18 protein-coding genes and 1 pseudogene are annotated in these 20085 nt (G+C 72.1%); 7 read left to right on the top strand and 12 right to left on the bottom strand.

The genetic code is table 11. The features are described 5' to 3' along the window. Nucleotides 1-23 precede the first annotated feature (23 nt). A complete protein-coding gene (locus ABKW26_RS03055) occupies nucleotides 24-497 on the bottom strand; it encodes a hypothetical protein (RefSeq protein WP_348590954.1) in 474 nt (157 codons plus the stop codon). 268 nt (nucleotides 498-765) lie between these two features. Between ABKW26_RS03055 and ABKW26_RS03050 the strand changes: the two genes are divergently transcribed. From ABKW26_RS03050 to ABKW26_RS03040, 3 genes and pseudogenes are all read left to right on the top strand, one after another. After that, nucleotides 766-1134: an STAS domain-containing protein gene (locus ABKW26_RS03050; protein ID WP_348590953.1), complete on the top strand. Its 369-nt coding sequence runs from the start codon at nucleotides 766-768 to the stop codon at nucleotides 1132-1134. 49 nt (nucleotides 1135-1183) lie between these two features. Continuing rightward, on the top strand, nucleotides 1184-2389 hold the full coding sequence (locus ABKW26_RS03045; RefSeq protein WP_348590952.1) for an exonuclease SbcCD subunit D: 1206 nt from the start codon (nucleotides 1184-1186) through the stop codon (nucleotides 2387-2389). Beyond that, nucleotides 2389-5298: pseudogene (locus tag ABKW26_RS03040) on the top strand (AAA family ATPase); the annotation flags it as partial. The gene ABKW26_RS03045 and the pseudogene ABKW26_RS03040, both read left to right, overlap by 1 nt. Nucleotides 5299-5316: 18 nt before the next feature. Here ABKW26_RS03040 and ABKW26_RS03035 read toward each other — a convergent pair. From ABKW26_RS03035 to ABKW26_RS03025, 3 genes are all read right to left on the bottom strand, one after another. Further along, the gene (locus ABKW26_RS03035; RefSeq protein WP_348590951.1) at nucleotides 5317-6711 is read right to left on the bottom strand and encodes a multidrug effflux MFS transporter; all 1395 of its coding nucleotides are present in this window, start codon (nucleotides 6709-6711) and stop codon (nucleotides 5317-5319) included. Between the two features lie 71 nt (nucleotides 6712-6782). Beyond that, nucleotides 6783-8297, bottom strand: coding sequence for a glucose-6-phosphate dehydrogenase (locus ABKW26_RS03030; RefSeq protein ID WP_348590950.1), 1515 nt, complete (start codon nucleotides 8295-8297; stop codon nucleotides 6783-6785). A 92-nt stretch (nucleotides 8298-8389) separates the two neighbouring features. Further along, nucleotides 8390-8905 (bottom strand): DUF4234 domain-containing protein, encoded by a 516-nt coding sequence (locus ABKW26_RS03025; RefSeq protein ID WP_348590949.1) that lies wholly within the window; start codon nucleotides 8903-8905, stop codon nucleotides 8390-8392. Between the two features lie 108 nt (nucleotides 8906-9013). Between ABKW26_RS03025 and ABKW26_RS03020 the strand changes: the two genes are divergently transcribed. Beyond that, complete coding sequence (locus tag ABKW26_RS03020; protein WP_348590948.1) at nucleotides 9014-9988, top strand: glutathione S-transferase family protein; 975 nt, start codon at nucleotides 9014-9016, stop codon at nucleotides 9986-9988. A 54-nt stretch (nucleotides 9989-10042) separates the two neighbouring features. Further along, complete coding sequence (locus tag ABKW26_RS03015; RefSeq protein WP_348590947.1) at nucleotides 10043-10780, top strand: glutamine amidotransferase; 738 nt, start codon at nucleotides 10043-10045, stop codon at nucleotides 10778-10780. 17 nt (nucleotides 10781-10797) lie between these two features. On the opposite strand, the gene ABKW26_RS03010 is transcribed toward ABKW26_RS03015, so the two are convergent. From ABKW26_RS03010 to ABKW26_RS03000, 3 genes are read right to left on the bottom strand one after another with little or no spacing between them, the layout of a single operon-like run. Beyond that, the gene (locus ABKW26_RS03010) at nucleotides 10798-11154 is read right to left on the bottom strand and encodes a nucleotide pyrophosphohydrolase (protein ID WP_348590946.1); all 357 of its coding nucleotides are present in this window, start codon (nucleotides 11152-11154) and stop codon (nucleotides 10798-10800) included. Between the two features lie 20 nt (nucleotides 11155-11174). After that, nucleotides 11175-11783, bottom strand: a complete 609-nt coding sequence (locus ABKW26_RS03005) for a class I SAM-dependent methyltransferase (protein WP_348590945.1) — start codon at nucleotides 11781-11783, stop codon at nucleotides 11175-11177. 44 nt (nucleotides 11784-11827) lie between these two features. Then, nucleotides 11828-12895, bottom strand: coding sequence for a M15 family metallopeptidase (locus ABKW26_RS03000; protein WP_348590944.1), 1068 nt, complete (start codon nucleotides 12893-12895; stop codon nucleotides 11828-11830). 125 nt (nucleotides 12896-13020) lie between these two features. Here ABKW26_RS03000 and ABKW26_RS02995 point away from each other — a divergent pair, with 125 nt between their 5' ends. Together ABKW26_RS02995 and ABKW26_RS02990 are read left to right on the top strand one after the other, a co-directional pair. Next, on the top strand, nucleotides 13021-14010 hold the full coding sequence (locus tag ABKW26_RS02995) for an alpha/beta fold hydrolase (RefSeq protein ID WP_348590943.1): 990 nt from the start codon (nucleotides 13021-13023) through the stop codon (nucleotides 14008-14010). 146 nt (nucleotides 14011-14156) lie between these two features. After that, nucleotides 14157-15248: a VIT1/CCC1 family protein gene (locus tag ABKW26_RS02990; protein WP_348591087.1), complete on the top strand. Its 1092-nt coding sequence runs from the start codon at nucleotides 14157-14159 to the stop codon at nucleotides 15246-15248. A gap of 47 nt (nucleotides 15249-15295) precedes the next feature. Here the strand turns inward: ABKW26_RS02990 and ABKW26_RS02985 are convergent, their stop codons facing one another. The 5 genes from ABKW26_RS02985 to ABKW26_RS02965 form a co-directional block, all read right to left on the bottom strand. Next, on the bottom strand, nucleotides 15296-15937 hold the full coding sequence (locus tag ABKW26_RS02985) for a DivIVA domain-containing protein (RefSeq protein WP_348590942.1): 642 nt from the start codon (nucleotides 15935-15937) through the stop codon (nucleotides 15296-15298). 66 nt (nucleotides 15938-16003) lie between these two features. After that, a complete protein-coding gene (locus ABKW26_RS02980; RefSeq protein WP_348590941.1) occupies nucleotides 16004-16771 on the bottom strand; it encodes a hypothetical protein in 768 nt (255 codons plus the stop codon). A 10-nt stretch (nucleotides 16772-16781) separates the two neighbouring features. Then, nucleotides 16782-18275 carry an SPFH domain-containing protein gene (locus ABKW26_RS02975; protein ID WP_348590940.1) on the bottom strand — a complete coding sequence of 498 codons (1494 nt, stop codon included), beginning with the start codon at nucleotides 18273-18275 and terminating at the stop codon, nucleotides 16782-16784. Between the two features lie 43 nt (nucleotides 18276-18318). After that, nucleotides 18319-18816, bottom strand: coding sequence for an NfeD family protein (locus ABKW26_RS02970; RefSeq protein ID WP_348590939.1), 498 nt, complete (start codon nucleotides 18814-18816; stop codon nucleotides 18319-18321). Nucleotides 18817-18931: 115 nt separating this feature from the next. Next, complete coding sequence (locus ABKW26_RS02965; RefSeq protein WP_348590938.1) at nucleotides 18932-19954, bottom strand: aminoglycoside phosphotransferase family protein; 1023 nt, start codon at nucleotides 19952-19954, stop codon at nucleotides 18932-18934. Nucleotides 19955-20085: the final 131 nt, after the last annotated feature.

Below are 20085 nucleotides of genomic sequence, written 5' to 3'. Positions count from 1 at the left end.
GGTGCTCTGGCCGCGCAGGCCGGTCACGCAGGTGCGTCGGACGAGCCGGTGCCGCGCAGGAGGTCGATGTCGTTCTGGAGCGCGGTCAGCGCAGCGGTCGTGGCCGTGTCGATCCCGTCGACGAGCGCGGTGACGGAGCGGAGCTCGGCGGAGGCGGCGTCGAGCGCCGTGCGTGCGTCCTGGAGGGCGACCTCGGCGTTCCAGCGGGTGTGGCTGTCCGGGCTGCTCGCCTGGGAGAGCGCGGTGCGGGCGTCGGCGGTCGCGGCCTCGGCGGAGGCGACGGCGTCTCGGACCACGGCGGCGAGGTCGTCGGGCAATGACGTGGTGCTCGTGGTGGCGACGAGGATGTCCTGGTCGACGACCTCCGTCTGGCTGAGGACGGGAGACAAGGTGGACTGCCGATCCATCGAGGTGGCGGTCGCAGGCCCGGCCTGGGCCCAGGGCATGGCCAGGGCGAGGAGGCCGGCTGCTGCGATCTGAGTCGTCTTTGACGTCATGTAACAATTCTGCAACGGAAATCTGGGAAACCCCTGGAAGTCCAGCAGATCTCACCCTGGAGGTCACCCTCGGAGCGTGGCGACGAGGTCTCCCACCCGCTGCCGGACGGCCCTCCGGCTGGAAGTCTCCGCGGCGGACGGTTATCGTCGGGCGACAATCCTTCGCGGCCCGACGGCCGCTGCGCGCCCTCCCGGCGCGCCCGGACCGCCTGCACGACGCAGTGCAGCGCCAGCACACGCCAGCACATGGCAGCACAGGAAGAAGACGATGAGCTCCCTCCCCACCGACCGCGGCGACGCGAACGGGATCGACTGCTCTGCCCGCGCGGGCGAGACGGTGATCGCCCTCCGCGGCGACATCGACGCTGCGCTGCGGGAGCAGGCGAGCGCAGCGATGGTCTTCCTCGTGAGCCAGGACCAGCCCGTCGTCCTCGACACAGGGGCCGTGACCTTCATCGACTCCTCGGGCCTCGCGTTCCTCGTCCAGGTCTACAAGGTGTGCGAGGAGAGCTCCCTCGGGCTCGTCCTCCTCGACCCCCCGGAGAACCTCCTCGACCTGCTCGAGATGCTCGGCATGGGCGACCGCTTCACCATCGAACGGTCCGGCTCGCAGGAGTCGGTCACCACCGGCGCGTGACCGGCGTGTGACCGGCAGACATGTCGGTGGCGGCGGATACCGTCGCAGCATGCGGATCCTGCACACCTCCGACTGGCACCTCGGGCGAACGCTCCACGGTGTCGACCTCGTCGAGCACCAGGCCGCCTACCTCGACCACCTCGTCGAGCTGACCCGCTCCGAGGGGGTCGGCGCCGTCGTCGTCTCCGGTGACGTGTACGACCGCGCGATCCCACCCGTCGAGGCCGTCACGCTCCTGTCCCAGACGGTGGCACGGCTCGCCGAGCACGCCCAGGTCGTCATCACCCCGGGCAACCACGACTCCGCCGTCCGCCTCGGCTTCGGCGCCGACGTCATGCAGCCCGGCATCCACCTGCGCGCGAAGGTCGCCGACGTGGGACGGCCCATCGAGCTCCCCGACCCGCAGGGCGGCTCGCCCGTCCTCGTCTACGCCCTGCCCTATCTCGACCCCGACGTGGCGCGCACAGCGCTCCGGGACGACGCCCCCGAGCCGCTCGGCCGCTCGCACGAGGCCGTCATGGGGGCCGCGATGCGCCGTGTGCGCGCTGACCTGGCACGGCGCGAGAGCGCGGCAGGTGGTCCGCTCCGGTCGGTCGTCATGGCGCACGCCTTCGTCGTGGGCGGCGAAGCCTCCGAGTCCGAGCGCGACATCCGGGTGGGTGGCGTCGACAACGTGCCCGCCGGCGTCTTCGCCGGTGTCGACTACGTCGCCCTCGGGCACCTCCACGGACCGCAGAGCGTCCCCTTCCCAGCCGGGACGGTCGGCCGGTACTCGGGCTCGCCTCTCGCGTACTCGTTCTCCGAGATGCGCCACACGAAGTCGACCGTCCTCGTCGAGGTCGGCAGCGGTCAGGGCGACGGATCGTCGGGAGTCGTCGGCGAGCCGGAGCTCCACCTCGCCCCGGTCCCACGGCGGCTCAGCGAGGTGGTCGGCACCCTCGAGGAGCTTCTCGGCCCTGCAGGCGAGGCGTCCCGGGACGACTGGGTGCGCGTCGTCGTCACCGACACCGCGCGCCCGCGCGAGATGAACTCCCGGCTCAAGGAGCGCTTCCCGCACGCCCTCGTCATGCAGCACCGCCCGGAGTCGCGCGAGCCCCGACAGACCCTCAGCCTCGCGGTCACCGCCGCGAGCGACCCGGTCGACGTCGCGAGCGGCTTCGTCGAGCACATCACCGGGGACGAGCCCGACCCGGCAGAGATCACCGTGCTCCGGACCGCGTTCGAGCGCGCCGCCGCCGCCGAGCGGAGCGCCTGATGTACCTCCACCAGCTGCGCCTCCAGGCGATCGGACCGTTCGCCGGCGAGCACGTCGTCGACTTCGCGTCCCTGGCCGCGTCGGGGATCTTCCTCCTCGAGGGCCCCACCGGCGCGGGCAAGTCGACGCTCATCGACGCGGTCGTCTTCGCGCTCTACGGCAAGGTCGCCTCCGCGTCGTCGAGCGACGACCGGCTGCGGTCGGCGTACGCACCGGACGAGGTCGACTCCTTCGTCGACCTGACCTTCGAGACCGGCGCCGGCGTCTTCCGCGTGGTGCGCACCCCCGAGCGGATGCGCCGCAAGAAGCGCGGTGACGGCACGACGAAGCAGCAGGCCGGGATCCGGTTGTGGCGCCTGCCCGCCGACGCGATCGAGCCCGGCGCGCAGCTCGGTGAGCCCGGTGACGTCGGCGAGCTCGTCAGCTCCCGGCTCGACGAGGCCGGTCTCGAGCTGCAACGGATCATCGGGCTCGACCGCACCCAGTTCGTCCAGACGATCGTGCTCCCGCAGGGCGAGTTCGCCAACTTCCTCAAGGCCAACCCCGAAGACCGTCGAGGGCTGCTCCAGAAGGTCTTCGGCACCGAGATCTACGAGCGCGCCCAGGCCCAGCTCGCCACCATGCGGGTCGACGCCCAGCGAGACATCGACGCCGCCCGCGCCCGCGCGGCCGGCACCGTGGAGCGTTTCCTCGACGTCGCCGGGCTCGACGCAGCCGACGGCGAGGCGCTGCGGGAAGCCCGCCCGGAGCACGCGTACAAGCTGGCGGCCGAGCACGTCGCGGGTCTCGAGGCGACCGTCGGTGCGCTCCGGCTCGCCGACGATGCCGCGGGTGGCGCGCTGGCCACCGCACGGACGTCGCTGGACGACGCACGGTCGCTCGCCGACGCGCTGGCGCGCCGCGCCCGGCTCCGTGCCGAGGAGGCGGCCCTCAGCGAGCAGGAGCCCGTCGTCGCGCAGCAGACACGTGCCCTCGACGCCGCGCGCCGTGCGTCCGTGGTGCAGCCGCTCGTCGTCGGCGAGCAGCACGCGGAGGCCGAGGCCGCCGAGGCGCTCGGTGCGCTCCGCACCGCTCTCCTCGAGGCGGCTCCCGTGCTCGGACTGCCGGAGACGGCCACGGCCGACGGTGCGCCCTCGGACGAGGACCTAGGACGGCGTCGCGACGAGTCAGCACGGCGCTCGGCGTCCCTCGCCCGCCTCGTCGGCATCGAGGCCGGGCTGCCGGCCCGTCGAGAAGCCCTCGTGGCCGCGACCGACGCTCTCGCTCGCCTGCGCGAGGACGCGGCGCGACGGGCCGACGCCCTCGCGCTCCGACCGGCCGAGAGGCACCGGCTCGAATCCCGCCGGGACGCCCTGCGGACCGAGGCAGCCGAGCTGAGCGCGCGCACCGGTGCAGTGGGTCGTGCTGAGGTCGTGGTCCGGACTCTCGACCAGGTCACCGCGCTCCAGGCGACCCTCGGCGAGGCGCGCACCTCCCTCGCGCACGCAGGATCGGTCGCCCGCGACGCCTGCGAGGACGAGGCAGCGCTGCGGTTGCGGCGGATCGCCGGCATGGCAGGCGAGATCGCTGCGACGCTCGGCGACGACGACCCGTGCCCCGTCTGCGGCGGCCGCGAGCATCCCGAGCCTGCACCGCTGCGCGCGGACCACGTGACCCAGGACCAGGTCGATGCGGCCGAGGCCGTGCGGCGCGACGCCGAGAAGCGTCTCGCGGACGCGGACCTCCGCGTCGCCCAGATCACCGAACGCCTCGCGGGCGCCGTCGAGGCAGCAGGCGACGCCGACCCCGAGACCGCCGCGGCAGACCTCGACCGCGCTCGGCTCGCCGTCGTCGAGGCGCAGGACGCCGGGGCGGCTCTGCCCGCCGCGGAGCGGGCGCTCGCCGATCACGACGCGGCGACCGCACGCCTCACCGAGGAGCACAGCGAGCTCCTCACCGAGATCTCCGCCGGAGCGGCGCGCGCCGACCACGACCGCGCGGGCCTGGCCGCCGACGAGGCCGAGGTGTCCGAGGCGGTCTCCGACCTCAGCGGCCCTGCCGACCTCAGTGGCACCGCCGACCCTTCCGACGCCGACGAGGACCGCGTGTCCGTCGCGGCCGTGGTCGCCGACCTCGATCGTCGGGTCGCCGTGATCGACGCCCTCCGTGCAGCGCGCTCCGACGCCGGGACAGCCGTACGGGCGCACGCCCAGCGAGGGACGGAGCGCCAGCGGGTCATGGCGGAGCAGGGCTTCGCCGACCTCGACGAGGTCCACGCCGCCGTGCTGTCCGCGCGCGACGTGGAGCAGCTCGAGTCCGCGGTGACGGCCTACCGCTCGGCCCGCGACCGTGTCCGTGACGGCCTCGCCGCCCCGGACGTCACGAGCCTCCCGGACGACGTCCGCGTCGACGTCGACGCGGCCCGCGCCGTCGTCGTCGAGGCCGAGTCCGTCGCGCGCCGCGCCGCGAGCGAAGCCACCCTCGCCGAGAGCCGCGCTCGCTCCGCCGCCGATGCCGCCGAGAGCATCGCGTCCGCAGCGGACACGCTCGAGCAGGTTGCGGCCGGCGCAGAACCCGTGCTGCGGATGGCGAACCTCGCGACCGGCACCTCGTCCGACAACGCGAAGCGGCTCACCCTCGCCACGTTCGTCCTCATGCGCCGCTTCGAGGACGTCGTCGCCGCGGCCAACGAGCGCATCGCCATCATGTCCGACGGCCGCTACGAGCTCGAGCGCAGCGACGACAAGGAGACCGGCAAGGGGCACAAGGTCGGCCTCGCGCTCCGCGTCCTCGACCACCAGACCGGCGCACCCCGCCTCGCCTCGTCCTTGTCCGGCGGGGAGACGTTCTACGTCTCGCTCTGCCTCGCGCTCGGCATGGCCGACGTCGTCATGGCCGAGGCCGGCGGGGTCGACCTCGGGACGTTGTTCGTCGACGAGGGCTTCGGGTCACTTGACCCCGAGACGCTCGACTCCGTGCTGCACGTGCTCGGCGGGCTGCGCGCCGGTGGGCGCGTCGTCGGTGTGGTGTCCCACGTGGACACCCTCAAGCAGACCATCCACGACGGCATCTCCGTCCGCCGCCTCCCCGACGGCTCCAGCACCCTCACCGTTCGCGCGGGCTGACGCCCGGCGCTCGCTGCGCCCCACGAGGAGGAACAGGACGCCCGAGATCGTGATGACCCCGAACATCACGGCCGCCATCGTCGTCGCCGGGTCCCCGCCGAGCAGTCCGGTCACCGGCGCGATGCCCGCACCGATGCCGAACTGGAACGCCCCGAGCAGAGCAGCCGCCGAGCCCGCGCGGTGCCCGTTGTGCTCGAGAGCGATCGCCGGGGCCGCCGGCATGACGAAGCCCGCCGTCGACAGCGTGAGCACGAGCAGGACGATGAGCGGCCAGAAACCGCCGCTCTCCGACCCCGCGGAGAGGACCGCTGTGACCAGGAGCGCGCCCGAGAGGACGAAGCCGGCGGGGATCGCGACGGCGAGGATGCGCTGCGGAGAGACCCGCCCGACGAGCGCGCCGTTGATCTGGCTGCCGGCCGTCACCGCGATCGCACCTGCACCGAAGACGTACCCGAACTCCTGTGCGCTCAGCCCGAAACCGTCCTGGAAGACGAACGACGACGCCGACACGTACGTGAACATCGCGGCCATGTAGAAGCCGCTGAGCAGCGCGACGCCGAGGAACGGCCAGTCGCGCAGCAGCCCTGCGTACGAGCGCAGCGCGGCAGCCCCGCCGCCGGAGCGCCGACGCTCCACCGGCAGCGACTCCTGCAGGCGGAAGTACGCGATGACGAGGAGGACGAGGCCGAGACCGGCGAGCACGGCGAACATCAGACGCCACGACCCGAGGCGCAGGAGCTGCGACCCGATCGTCGGCGCGAGGATCGGCGCGACCCCGACGACGAGCATGAGGCGCGCGATGACCTTGCCCACGCGGAACCCGGAGTAGTTGTCCCGGACGATCGCCATCGACAGGACCATCCCCGCCGCAGCGCTGAGACCTTGCGCGAACCGCAGGACCGTGAGGAGCACGATCCCGTCGACCAGGACGATCGCCGCCGAGACCACGACGTACAGCGCGAGAGCGGCGAGCAGCGGCCGACGGCGCCCGATGGCGTCCGACGCGGAGCCGATGAGCAGCTGGCCGAGCGCGAGGCCGGCGAGCGTCGCCGTGAGCGTGAGCTGGACGCGCGGCTCCGTCGTCGAGAGGTCACGGGTGATCTCGGGGAACGCGGCGAGGTAGAGATCGATCGTCAGCGGACCGACCGCGACGAGCGCGGAGAGCAGGAGCACGAACCCCAGGGGGATCGGCTTCGACTGCGATGAAGAGGTAGGCATGACGAGGCAAGCGTCGGGAGGCTTCCGGATGTTCCGCGCCGTCCGGATGCTGGGACGCGCCGGGCGGAACGTCAGGCGCCGTCGGTCTCCACGCCGTCCGGTCGGTCGGGAGCGGCGTGGGCGTCGTCCGGGTGCGGCTCGATCTGCCAGGCGTACGGGTGGGTGAGCGCGTCCGCCTCGCTGGGCCCCCACGTGCCCGGGGCGTACCGGTGCACGGGGACGGTCCCGGCCGCCTGGGCGTCCAGGACGGGGGCGAAGGCGCGCCACGCCTGCCGCAGGTTCTCCGCGGTCGGGAAGAGCGAGCGGTCCCCGCGGACCACGTCGTAGAGGAGTGCGGCGTACGGCGGGACGGACTGGCCGGGGTCGACGCTCGCGAGGTCGAGCTGGGCGGTGCCGTTCGCGAGGACGAGCTCGTGGCCGGGCCGCTTGACGGTGGTCCGCAGCGAGATGGAGCCCGAGCCCTCGAGCGACACGCTGATCGTGTTGCAGCGCAGGTGCGCGGTGGCCGGGCTCACCTCGGGGTCGCCGGGTGCCGCTGCGCCGAACTGCATCTCGCGGTCGGACCGCAGGACGAGGGTCACGCGCTGGCCCGACGCGGCCATGCGCTTGCCGGTCCGCAGCACGAACGGGACGCCGGACCACCGGTCGTTGTCGATCCAGAGCCGCGCGGCGACGTACGTGTCGGTCGTAGAACCGTCGGCGACCGCATCGATGTCCTGGTACCCGTCGAACTGGCCGAAGACGAGGTCCTTCTCGGGGTCGAGCGGGCGGAAGTCGGCGAGGACGCGCTCGCGCGACTTCGCGAGGCCGGCTGCGTCGAGCGCGTAGGGCGGCTCCATGCCGATCTCGGCTGCCACCTGGAAGAGGTGGGTCACGAGCATGTCGAGGGCGGCGCCGGTCGCGTCGTAGAAGGTGGCGCGCTGGGCGACGTCGAGCTCTTCGGGCACGTCGATCTGGACCTGGGCGACGTGGTTGCGGTTCCACATGCCGCCGAACAGCTCGTTGGCGAACCGCACGACGTACAGGTTCTGGGTCGCTTCCTTCGCGAGGAAGTGGTCGATCCGGTAGACCTGCTCCTCGGAGAAGACGTCGTGGACGACGCGGTCGAGCTCCTCGAAGGTCTCCGGTGACGTCCCGTACGGCTTCTCGTAGACGACCCGGATGCCGTCGGCCAGGCCGTGGGCGTCGAGCGCGCGGGTGATGGGGTCGAACGCGAGCGGCGGGACGGCGAGGTAGTGGACGACGCTGGCGGGTTCGCCGCCCGTCGCCTCGTCGATCCGGGTGGGCAGGGTGCCGGCGTCCTCGGTCGTGACCGGGCCGGCGAAGGAGAGGTGCTCGAGGAAGGCGAGGACGCCGGGGTCCTCGGCCGACGTCACGCCGCCGAACTCGGTGAGCGAGGAGACGACCCGCTCCCGGAACGCCTCGACGCCGACGTCCTCGGCGCCCGTCCCGACGAGTGTGAACCGTTCAGGGAGGAAGTCGCCGCTCGCGAGCGTGTAGATCGCGGGCAGGACCATGCGTCGGGCGAGGTCTCCGGTGGCTCCGTGCAGGACGAGGACGAGGGGCGCTGCGGTGGCGTCGGTCATCCCTCGACGCTAGGTCAGGCGGGAGGACCACGCACGACGGGGCCGTGCAGCATGCGCTGCACGGCCCCGTCGTGGAAGTCCCCGAGTGGTGCTCAGGCCTGGCGGTACTGCCAGAGGTTGTTCAGGGCGTCCTGGTAGTAGAAGGTGTGCCCGCTGATGACGATGGCGAGCAGGACCCCGATGCCGGGGGACGCGGTCGCCGGGAGGCCGGCGGCGGTCTGGGCCTGCTGGATGCGCTGACCGGTGTAGAAGATCGAGAAGATGAAGAAGAACGGGACGAAGAGCGAGAGCAGGATCATGTTGACCGGGTTGACCTGGATCGCCTGGTTGAAGTTCTTCAGCTCGACGTTGATCTTGTAGTACCAGACGAAGCCGTAGATGCCGAAGGTGATGATCGTCAGGAGGAAGACCACGATCGGCGAGCGGGTGAGGCCGGAGGGGCCGTTCGAGCCGAAGCCGCCCTGCGGTGCGCTGTAGGCCTGTGGTGCTGCCGGGTAGGCGGACGGGTACGCGCTGGGTGCGTCGGAGGACGGGGCGCCGTAGGGGGACTTCGCGGCGTCAGCACCGGGGCCCGAGGGCGGCGGCGTGAATTCGTTCGGTGTGGTCACGGGCTCAGGGTAGTGCCGGGAGGGTACTCCTGGGGAGACCTTCTCGCCTGTTCACATTCCTTCGGTCGAATTCGCCCGCTGTCGCCGGGTCTGAGGGAGAATAGTTGAATGAGCAACGACGGTGGCGTGTACACGATCCCAGGCCAGGAGTTCAGCCGAGACACCAACTACATCACGACGCGGATCACCGCTGACGGTCGCGACGGCTTCGCTGTCGAAGCGGGGCGCTACCGCCTCGTCGCGGCGCGTGCGTGCCCGTGGGCGAACCGCACGATCATCGTGCGCCGGCTCCTCGGTCTCGAGGACGCCCTCTCTCTCGGGCTGACGGGCCCGACCCACGACAAGAACAGCTGGACGTTCGACCTCGACCCGGGCGGGGTGGACCCGGTCCTCGGGATCGAGCGCATCCAGCAGGCGTACCTCGCTCGTGACCCGGAGTACCCCCGGGGCATCACCGTCCCCGTCATCGTCGACACGACGACGGGCAAGGTCGTGACGAACGACTACGCGCAGATGACGCTCGACTTCTCGACCGAGTGGCGCGAGCACCACCGGTCCGGCGCCCCGGACCTCTACCCCGAGCACCTGCGGGCCGAGATGGAGCCGGTCATGCGCCGGGTCTACACCGAGGTGAACAACGGCGTCTACCGCTGCGGCTTCGCCGGGTCGCAGGAGGCGTACGACGCCGCGTACGAGCGGCTCTGGACAGCCCTCGACTGGCTCGAGGAGCGTCTCGCCTCCCAGCGATTCCTCATGGGCGACACCATCACCGAGGCCGACGTCCGCCTCTTCACCACGCTCGTGCGCTTCGACGCCGTGTACCACGGGCACTTCAAGTGCAACCGGTCGAAGCTCACCGAGATGCCGGTGCTCTGGGCGTACGCCCGTGACCTCTTCCAGACGCCCGGCTTCGGCGACACGGTCGACTTCGACCAGATCAAGGCCCACTACTACGTGGTCCACCGCGACATCAACCCGAGCGGGATCGTCCCCCAGGGCCCTGACCTGGCGGGCTGGGCCACGGCCCACGGGCGCGAGGCGCTCGGCGGACGGCCCTTCGGCGACGGGACCCCGCCCGCCTGAGCAGCCGGGCGCCCCGCCCGCGCGGGGTCCGCCCGGGCGGGGCACACTGGGGGCGTGCGACCGTTCCTCCTCCTGGCGAGCAGAGCAGACGACGCCGCGGCGGACAGCGAGGTGGCTGCCTTCCGGCGGTGCGGAGGCCTGCCCGAGAACGGTGTGCGACGCATCCGGATGGAGGCGGGACCGCTCCCGGCGATCGACCTCGACGACTACTCCGGCGTGCTCGTGGGCGGCAGCCCGTTCACGTCGAGCGACCCGGAGGACGAGAAGACCGACGTGCAGGTGCGGGTCGAGAAGGAGATCGCCGGTCTGCTCGACGAGATCGTCGACCGCGACTTCCCGTACCTCGGTGCCTGCTACGGGGTCGGCACCCTGGGTGTTCACCAGGGTGCCGTGGTCGACACGACGTACGGCGAGCCGGTGAGCGCCGTCCCGGTGACGCTCAGCGCCGAGGGCCGTGCCGACCCGGTGCTCGACGGGATGCCCACGACGTTCCACGCCTACGTCGGTCACAAGGAGGCGTGCACCAAGCTTCCCGGGAACGCCGTGCTCCTCGCGTCGTCGCCGTCGTGCCCCGTCCAGATGTTCCGGATCCGGGACAACCTCTACGCGACGCAGTTCCACCCGGAGCTCGACGTCCGTGGTCTCGTCGAGCGCATCGAGCTCTACCAGGACAGCGGGTACTTCCCGCCCGGCGAGGCCGACAGCGTCATCGCCGAGGTCCGGCGCACCGCGGTGACGCACCCGGCCCGCGTCATGCGGAACTTCGTGGCACGGTACGCGCGCGACTGGTGAGCCCTCCCCCGAGGGCTCTACCCCTTGTGCGGCGCGACGCCGACGACGCTGCCGTCCCCGGCGACCGGGAAGCGCTCGTGGTTGCGCGCGAGCTTGGCCTCCCCGGCGGCCCCGAGGTCGACGCCGAGCACGTCCGCGAGCCGCACGAGGTAGATGAGGACGTCGGCGAGCTCGTCGCCGATGCGTGCCTTGCGCGCGGGGTCGGCGAACCGCTCGACGACGTCCTCTGCCCGGACCCACTGGAGGAGCTCGGCGACCTCGCCGACCTCCCCGGTGAGAGCGAGGACGAGCGACTTCGGGTCCTGGAACTGCTCCCAGTCGCGCTCGTGGGAGAACTGGCGGACGGCTGCGGTGAGCTCGGTGAGGTCGGTCATGGCGTCGTCGGGCCGGCCGGTCAGGCCGTGCGGGACAGGACGGCGACGATGAAGCCGGAGTCGTCGGCGAACGGCCGCAGGTCCCACGTGGAGAACGTCGCGTCGACGACGAGGCCCACGGTCCGGGCGTCGTCGAGGAACGCCTCGAACGCGTAGCCGCGACCGGCACCGAAGCCGATGACGGCGCGACCGTCCGGTCGAAGGTGCGCCCGCATGCGCCGCAGCACCTCGGCGTGCGTGTCGGGGGCCACGAAGGTCATGACGTTGCCGGCACAGACGATCGCGTCGAACGGCTCGCTCACCCCGGCAGCAGGGAGGTCGAGCTCGGCGAGGTCGCCGACGATCCACGTCTGGTCAGGGTGGTCCTCGGTCGCCGCCGCGACGAGCACGGGATCGACGTCGACGCCGACCACCTCGTGCCCGGCCGCTGCGAGGGCGGCACCGACCCGGCCCGGTCCACAGCCCGCGTCGAGGACGCGGGACCCGCGGGGGAGCATCGCGTCGATCATCCGCGCCTCGCCGGCGAGGTCGTGTCCCTGCGCGGCCATCGCGCGGAACCTCTCGACGTACCAGGTGGAGTGCTGGGGGTTCTCCTGGACGATGGTCTCCCAGACGGTGGGGGTGCGCATGCGTGCCTCTCGCTCGGCGGGTGCTGACAGATCAGGCGAGATCGTCAGCCCGTGTACTCATAGTGCCAGTACTCGGGGTTGGACGATCCCTGCCTGGCCCAGGAAGGCGACACCCAGCCGTAGGACGGGCCGTTCGTCACGAGCCAGTCCCGCCGGACGGACCCGAACGCGTAGCAGGACCACTCGGGCACGTCGAGAGCGTTGCCGGTCCCGTGCGTCGACGTGCCGGGCACGGCGGCGATGGACCCGAGCGCGTTGCGCATCGCCACCTGGCCCTCGTACGAGCGGTACGTGAGGTCGAGGTCCAGGTCGCTGCCGAAGCGGGCCCGGTACGCCGCGTTCAGACGATCGAGGGCCTGAGCTGCGGGCGTCCGCAGGTACTGGGGTGTGCCGACCGTGTCGTGACCCCAGGCGAGCTGGGTCATCTGCGACGCCGGGATGTTCCCGTTCGACCCGTCGCCGTCTGCCCCCGGGGCAGAGGTGTAGAACGGCGGCCCGGTGTACGTCGAGTCGTTGACGCACTGCGGCGCGGGTGCCGGGGCGGCAGCCTCGGGTGCCGGCGTCGCGGCGGCGTCCTCGGCCGCCTGCTCCTCGGCCGCCTGCGCTGCCGCGGCCTCGGCCGCGAGGCGCGCCTGCTCGGCGTCCCACGCCGTCTGAGCGTCGGTGACCGCCGCCTGGGCGGTGGCCATCGCGGCCGCGGCAGCCTGCAGCTCGGCGAGCGGTGCTTCCAGCGCTGCGCTCGCGGCGGCGATGGCGGCGGCGAGGGCGACGCGCACCCCGTCGTCGGGCACGCGGTCGAGGGAGCCGTCGAGCACCGCCTGCGCTGCCGCGATCGCCACGACCGTGGCCTCGCGCGCCTGCGTCACCTCGAGGATCGCGAGCCGCTCGGCCTCGTCACGCTCCGCCTGCTCGCGGGCAGCGGCGGCCGCGGCCGCTGCCTCCGCCCGCGCCTCGGCGGCCGCGGCCGCCTCCGCGGCTGCCACCTGCGCCTGCTGCGCGTCGACGGTCGACGTCCGCACGATCGATGTGGTGATGACCAGCACGAACAGGAGAACGAGGGCGACGAGAGCCGCCCGCGCGGCGGGATGACGGGGGAAAGAGAGGGTTGGCATGAGGTCTCCGACGATACCCGCAGGTGATTCCGGGGCCCGGTGAGCGAGCCTCCGCAGAATCTGTTACAACGAATTCACCCGCAAGGGGTGAAATTCACCCTGTACAAGGCCTACAGTGTGCGGCTATGGGAACCGATGAGAAAGTACGGGCCGGCGGGGTACTCGTCCAGCCAGGAGAGCCGTTCGGCGATCTCCCCGTCCCGCCCGGCGTCGAGCCGGTCTCGATCCGCACGATGGTCGGCGAGCTCACCGCCCTCTACGCGCCCGCGGTGACGCACGGCCCGCACCCCACCCGGTCCCGAGGCACCGTGCTGCTCGTCCCCGGGTTCATCGGCTCGAAAGAGGACTTCCTGCCCCTCCTCCCCCTCCTCGCAGCCCGTGGCTGGGACGTGTGGGCCTACAGCCAGCGCGGTCAGGCCGACTCGGCCTCCCCCCGCAACCCGCTGAACTACCGGCTCGGCGAGTTCGCCACGGACCTGCTCGAGGTTGCAGACGTGATCGGCGACGGCGCTCCGGTGCACATCGTCGGACACAGCTTCGGCGGGCTCGTGGCCCGAGCCGCGGCGCTGCGCTCCCCGCGGCTCTTCGCGGACCTCACCTTCCTGTGCTCGGGTCCCAAGTGCTGGACCGAGGAGATCCGAGACATGGCGCTCGTCGTGAGGGAGAGCGGGAGCCTCGGTCTCTGGGAGGCGAGCAACCCCGACCTCGTCGGGCCCGACGCGCCCCTGCTCACCCGCCGTGAGGCCTTCCAGCGCTACCGTGCCAGCCGGACGTCCTCGGACAGCCTGCTCGGCATCATCGACGTCCTCGTCACCGCCCCCGACACCACCGAACGGCTGCTCGACACAGGGATCCGCACCCTCGTCGCGCACGGCGCCGACGACGACGCATGGCCGCAGGAGTGGCAGGAGATCATGGCACGCGCTCTCGGCGCCCGCTACGAGGTGATCGATGACGCCGGGCACATGCCGTCGGAGGAGAACCCCGGCCTCACCGCCGCGATCCTCGACAGCTTCTGGGGCGCGTTCCCGCCGGCCGCCCCGGGCCGGCCTCCGCTCGCGACCCACCAGGGATTCCAGGCGCGGCCCGCGCAGCAGGCGGCGTACAGCTACTGAGCCACGTGCGCAGCAGCCCGGGAGAGACAGGGGCGTCACCTGAGACGCACTGACGCGATGTTCGGACGACCATCCCGTGGCGGACGGGCACCCGAACACCGTCGACGCGGACTCTTGCCAGACTGGTGCGCGTGAACAGCACCCCGGTGACCGACGGCGACGAACCCCACCCCCTCGCCGCTCCTCCGTCCGCGCGGACGCTGCGTCGCTGGCGGCGCAACCTCGCCGACGAGCGCGCCGAGGCGAGCGTCTACCGCGAGCTCGCCGGCCGACGCACCGGTGAGGAGCGGGAGATCCTCCTGGCGCTCGCCGAGGCGGAACGACGGCACGAGGCGCACTGGACCGAGCTCCTCGGCGACCAGGTGGGCAAGCCGTTGCGCGGCCACTGGCGCACACGTGTCCTCGGCCGGCTCGCCCGACGGCTGGGTGGCGTCTTCGTCCTCGCGCTCGCCCAGCGCGCCGAGGCCCGCTCGACGTACGACGTGGACGTCGACGCGACACCCGCGATGGCGGCGGACGAGCGCATCCACGGGGAGGTCGTGCGCGGGCTCGCGACCCGGGGGCGGACGCGGATGTCCGGAACCTTCCGTGCGGCCGTCTTCGGGGCGAACGACGGGCTCGTGTCGAACCTCGCCCTCATCCTCGGCATCGGAGCGTCCGGAGCGACGAACGCGACGGTGCTGCTCTCGGGGCTCGCGGGACTCCTCGCCGGCGCGCTGTCCATGGGCGCGGGGGAGTTCGTCTCCGTGCGCTCGCAGCGCGAGCTGCTCGATGCGGGAAACCCGAGCCCGGAGGCGTCGGCGGCCCTGCCTGACCTCGACGTGGACGCGAACGAGCTCGCCCTCGTGTACCGAGCCCGTGGCCTGAGCGCCGACGAGGCCCAGCGGCACGCGGCCGAGGTGCTCGCCTCGTACACGGCCACGACCGAGATCGCGCCGCGCGGGTCGCACGGCGAGCACGAGGCCGTCGGGTCGGCATGGGGTGCTGCCGCGTCGAGCTTCTGCTTCTTCGCCTCCGGTGCGCTCATCCCCGTGCTGCCGTACCTGTTCGGCCTCGAGGGGCGCGTCGCGATGCTCGTGGGTGCCGGGCTCGTCGGTCTCGCCCTGTGCGCGACCGGTGCCGCGGTCGGGGTCCTGTCCGGGGCGTCACCCCTCAAGCGTGCTCTGCGCCAGCTCGCCATCGGCTTCGGAGCGGCCGGCGTCACCTACCTGCTGGGCCTCGCGTTCGGCGCGAGCTGACCCGTCGGTGCCCAGCGTACCGAGGTGGCACCCTCGAGGCCGGCGGTTCAGCCGATCTCGAGGACGACCTGGCCGGACTCGTGCGTGACGGCGCGCACCACGTACTCACGGCCGTCGGGAGTGAGCACGATGGGCGTCGAGTCGCTCGGGATGGCGGACAGCAGGTAGGACCGCTGGAGCGCGTTGACGAGGCTCGTGAGGTCGAGCGCCGCCTGGGCGGGGTAGTCCTCGCGTGCGTGCGGGCTGAGCGGCGGGAGGAGGTCCGTGTCCTGCTGTGCGGCGACCGGTGCGTACTGCGGCTGGGCGTACCCCGGCTGCGAGTACGTCGCGGCCTGCTGGTAGTGCGCGGGCTCCTCGTGCTGGTGCCCGTGCTGGTGCTCGTACTGGCGGAGGGGCTGCTGCTGTCCTGCGGCGGTCGCCGCCTCCAGGCCGAGGAGGCACTGCTCCACCTCGTCGAGGAAGCTGTCCACCCCGTCGAGGTCGTAGCCCTCACGGAACTTGGTCACCGGGAACTTCATCGCCCGGACCTCGTCGGCTCCCATCCGGCTGCCCTGGACGCCTCCGGTCTCGTAGTACCGCAGCGCGCCGATGACGCGGTCGAGGAAGTCGTCGACCGCGAGGACGTCGTAGCCCTGGCGGAACTTCGTCGCGGGGAAGGTGTGCGTCAGGACGTCGTCGGCGGTCAGCATGAAGGAGAACCTAGCCTGGATCGGTGCCCTGCGTCAGGTCCGGTCTGCTCTCGGCCCGGGACCGGTCTACTGCGCGACGATCGTGATGCTGCCGGGAGCGGACTCGACGACGCGCATGACGCGCAGCTGCTGGCCCGGTACCTGGACGGAGACCTGGAGCGTGCCGCGCGCTCGCGACTGGGCCACTGCCGACTGCAGCTCGTGGATCAGGGCGTCGGCATCCATGCCGTAGTCGCGCGCAGGGGCCGGAGCCGGCACCGGCACCGGGAGCCGCGGGAGCACAGGGCTGGAGGGCGCGGGCGGGAGCACCGCCGGCGGTCGTCCGGCACCGACGGCAGCGCCGCTTCCGACGGGAGCGCCGCTTCCGACGGACGCGAGCGCCCGGATCGCGGGTGTGACGTTCGTCGGCACCGGGACGCGGGGCTCCGGGCGTCGGTCGTGCGCCGAGATCCTGCCGAGCGCCTGGCTGCCGGCGAGCACGCCGCTCCCGGCCGGTGCGTCCGTGCCGGTGGCGGGGATCCACGAGGTCGCCGTCGCGGGCGACGCCGGGAACGCGTCGCGCTGCTCGTACGTCGCGAGGGTCTCGTGGACCTCGTCGAGGAAGTCCTGCACCTCGAGCATCGCGTAGCCGCGCTCGGAGAACACGGAGGGGAGGACGACGTTGCTCAGGGTGGTGGCGGTGAGCCCGTCTCGTCCGGGCGTCCCGGTCCCCTCGTAGCTCGCGAGGGTCGCGACGACGCGGGCCACGAGGCGGTCGACGTCGGGCATCGAGAAGCCGCCACGGGGTGACACGGCGAACTGGCGGGCATGCGCTACCTGGACGGATGTGAGCATGCGCCTCACCCTAGCCACGTAATTGCGGCACTGCCATAGCGGACGGGCCTGCGGTGGTGCTGCTCGAGGCGGCCGAGCTGGCGGCTGCGCCGCCGGCGAGGTTCGAGATGAGCTGGTTGAGGTCGACGCCGGTGAGCTGCTTGATGACTCCCTGGCCCTCGCTGAGCACGGACGCGACGTTCTTGGTGATCGCGGACGCGCCGTCGGTCGAGATGACGGTCATGCCCTGGATCTTGCCGATGGGCTCGGCGGCGGCACGGACGATCTCGGGGAGGCGCTCGATGAGCTCCTGGACGAGGGCGGCCTCACCGTACTTCTTGAGCGCCTCGGCCTTGGCGTCGAGCGCGGCGGCCTCGGCGCGGCCCTCGGCCTCGGTCGCGGCCGCGCGGGCCTCACCCTCGGCGCGGACACCGACGGCGAGCGCCACCTGGCGGTCACGCTCGGCCTCACCGGCGCGACGCACGGCCTCGGCGTTGGCCTCGGCGTCCTGGATCGCGGCGGTCTTGTTGGCCTGGGCGATGGTCGTGCGCTTGTAGGCGTCCGCCTCGGTCGCCGCGTTGGTGGCGTCACGCTCGGCGTTGGCTCGCTGGACCGACGCGTACGCGTCGGCCTCGGCGGGCTTGCGGATGGAGATGTCGAGCTCTTCCTCGGTGACCTTCGCCTGCTCGGAGAGGGCCTCGCGCTGCTGTGTCGCGACGAGGCGGTCCTGCTCGGCGCGGGCGAGCTGCCCGGCGGCGTTGGCTTCTGCGTTGGCGCGGTCGGTCTGCGCCTTGATGGTCGCCTGCTTGAGCTCGAAGGCCTTGCGGCGCTCAGCCACCTGCTCCTGCGCCTCGATCGACGCGAACTCGGACGCGCGCTGCGCCTCGGCCTCGGAGACCTCGGCGACCTGGCGGGCGCGGGCGTTCTCGGCGCGGCCGAGGTTGCCGAGGTAGTCGGACCCGGGGGTCGAGATGTCGGAGATGTTGAGGAGGTCGACCTGGAGGCCCTGCTCGGAGAGGTCCGTCTTCGTCGAGTCGACGACCCGGTCGGAGAGGCCCTTGCGGTCCGAGATGATCTGCTCGATGGTCATGTCGCCGACGATCGAGCGGAGCGAGCCCTCGAGGGACTCCTTGATGATCTCGGTGAGCGTGCCCTGCTGGGAGAGGAAGCGCTGGCCTGCACGACGCACGCCCTCCTCGTCGCCGCGGACCTTGAAGTTGATGGACGCCTTGATGGCGATCTTGATGCGGTTCTTGTCCACACCCTCGACGGTGATGCCGATCTGGCGCTGCTCGAGCGAGATGGAGAAGCCCTGCTGGAGGATGGGCCAGACGAACACGCGCCCGCCCACGACGACGCGCTGCCCGCCCTGGGCGGAGGCGGCCTTGCCTGCGCCGCGGCCCACGATGATGAGGGCCTCGTTCGGCGGCACCCGGCGGATGCGCTTGGCGATGAAGCCGATGACGGAGAAGAACGCGATCGCCAGGGCGGCGACGGCGATGATGGTGATGGAGTTCTCTGGCATGAGGATCTGCCCCCGAGGGGGCTCCTTTCGGTGGTGGTCGGTGCTACGGCTTCGTCGGCGTGGTCGGTGTCGTGGGGGTGGAGCGCGCGGGCTCGACGCGGACCCGGGTGCCCGACTGCTCGACGACCACGATGCGGGTGCCCTCGGCGATCGGTGCGTCGGCCCACGCGAGGCGGCGTTCCAGCTCGAAGGCGGCGTCGAGGGAGACCTCGCCGCGTCCGCCGGTGATGTCGGACGTGACGACGCCTTGGATGCCCACGAGCGAGACGGGCTGGCCGTCCTCGGTGTCGCGCAGACGCTTGATGAAGAGCTGGACGACGATGACGACGAGGACGGCGACGACGAGCGAGCCCACGTAGGCGGACCAGAGCGGGAGGTCGTTGCTGATGACGATGGCCCCGACGGCACCGAAGACGATGCCGCCGACGCCGAGCGAGGTCCCGGAGAGGGCGCCGTCGCCGAGCTCGAAGACCTCACCCAGCACGAGGGAGCCGGCGACGAGCAGGAGGCCGACGGCGCCGATGATGACGAAGGTGAGCATGGCGTTCCGCCTCGTAACTAGACCGATTCTTTGCCCGAACTCTAGCGTGTCGAGGGCTTTGTGTGGGGATCTCGAGATGGGACGAGGTCCCCATCCGGACGCGCGCCGACCCTCCTCATGCGAGCAGGGTCTCGAGCGCCCCGTCGAGCAGGCCCGCGAGGTGCGCGAGCCGCTCGGGGACCCAGTCCCCGGTGAATCCTCGGGGCGCCACCTCGACGGTCATGACGAGGTACATGTACGAGCGGTACATGAGCAGGCGCGCGTCGGCGGGGGCGAGTGCTCCCGCCACGGGGAGCGCGGTCGCGTCGAACCGGCCGCCGGCGGCCGCACAACCCTCGACGAGCGCGCTCGGCGCGGGCCCGGTACCGAGCTGGTCGGCCCCGGCGAGCTCGAAGAGCGGGTCGCCCCAGAAGGAGCGCTCGGTGTCGATGATCCCGGTGATCCGCAAGGTCTCAGGGTCGACGAAGACGTTCCCGGGCCACAGGTCCGTGTGCACGAGGCGCGGCGTGGTGACCTCGGCCAGCGCGTCGTGATGGCGGGCCCAGGCGGCGCGCACACGGTCGACGGGCAGCGGGACCGACCAGGTCGCACCGTCGTCGAGGAGGCTCTCGGTCATGGCGGTGAACGCCTCGGGCCAGGTCGAGGCCTGGAGCGCCTCCGTCGCCGGGTAGCCGAACGTCGGCCCAGTGACCCTGTGCAGGTGCGCCATGATGCCGCCGAGGTCGTGGACGATCGCGTCGTGCTGACCGGGGGACAGTGCGTCGAGCGTGTCCCACGGGACACCGTCGAGGTGGGAGACGACGAGCACGTCGGTGTCGAGGTGCGCGCGTGTGAAGTCCGAGAGGAGCACGCGCGGCATGAGCAGCTCGGGACGGTCGGCAGCGAGGCGGTAGACACGCTCCTCCGTGGCGAGGATCCCGTGCTCGTAGCGCATGAGGCGCCGCGTGTCCGTCGGTGCCGTCTTCGCGACGACGCGCAGCCCGCTCTCGAACGTCAGCCGGTACGTCGTCGCGAACGTCCCGCCATCGAGGATCTCGGCACCCACGAGCAGGCCCTCGACCTCGGCGAGCGGACGGCACACAGCAGCGAGCCGGGTGCGCAGAGCCTGGTCAGGGACGCGGAGCGGGGTCGCGAGCACGAGTCCATCGTGCCACCGCGACCCCGCCCGCAGCACGGTCGGGTGACACGGGCGGGTGATCTGCTGGCGTGGGGGATGAACATCGCATGAATCCGGTGAACGACCAGTGAACCGGCACGGCGGCCGGTCGG

This window comes from Sanguibacter sp. 25GB23B1 (assembly GCF_040012415.1).
GTDB lineage: Bacteria > Actinomycetota > Actinomycetes > Actinomycetales > Cellulomonadaceae > Sanguibacter.
This window is presented reverse-complemented; position numbering and strand designations above follow the sequence as displayed.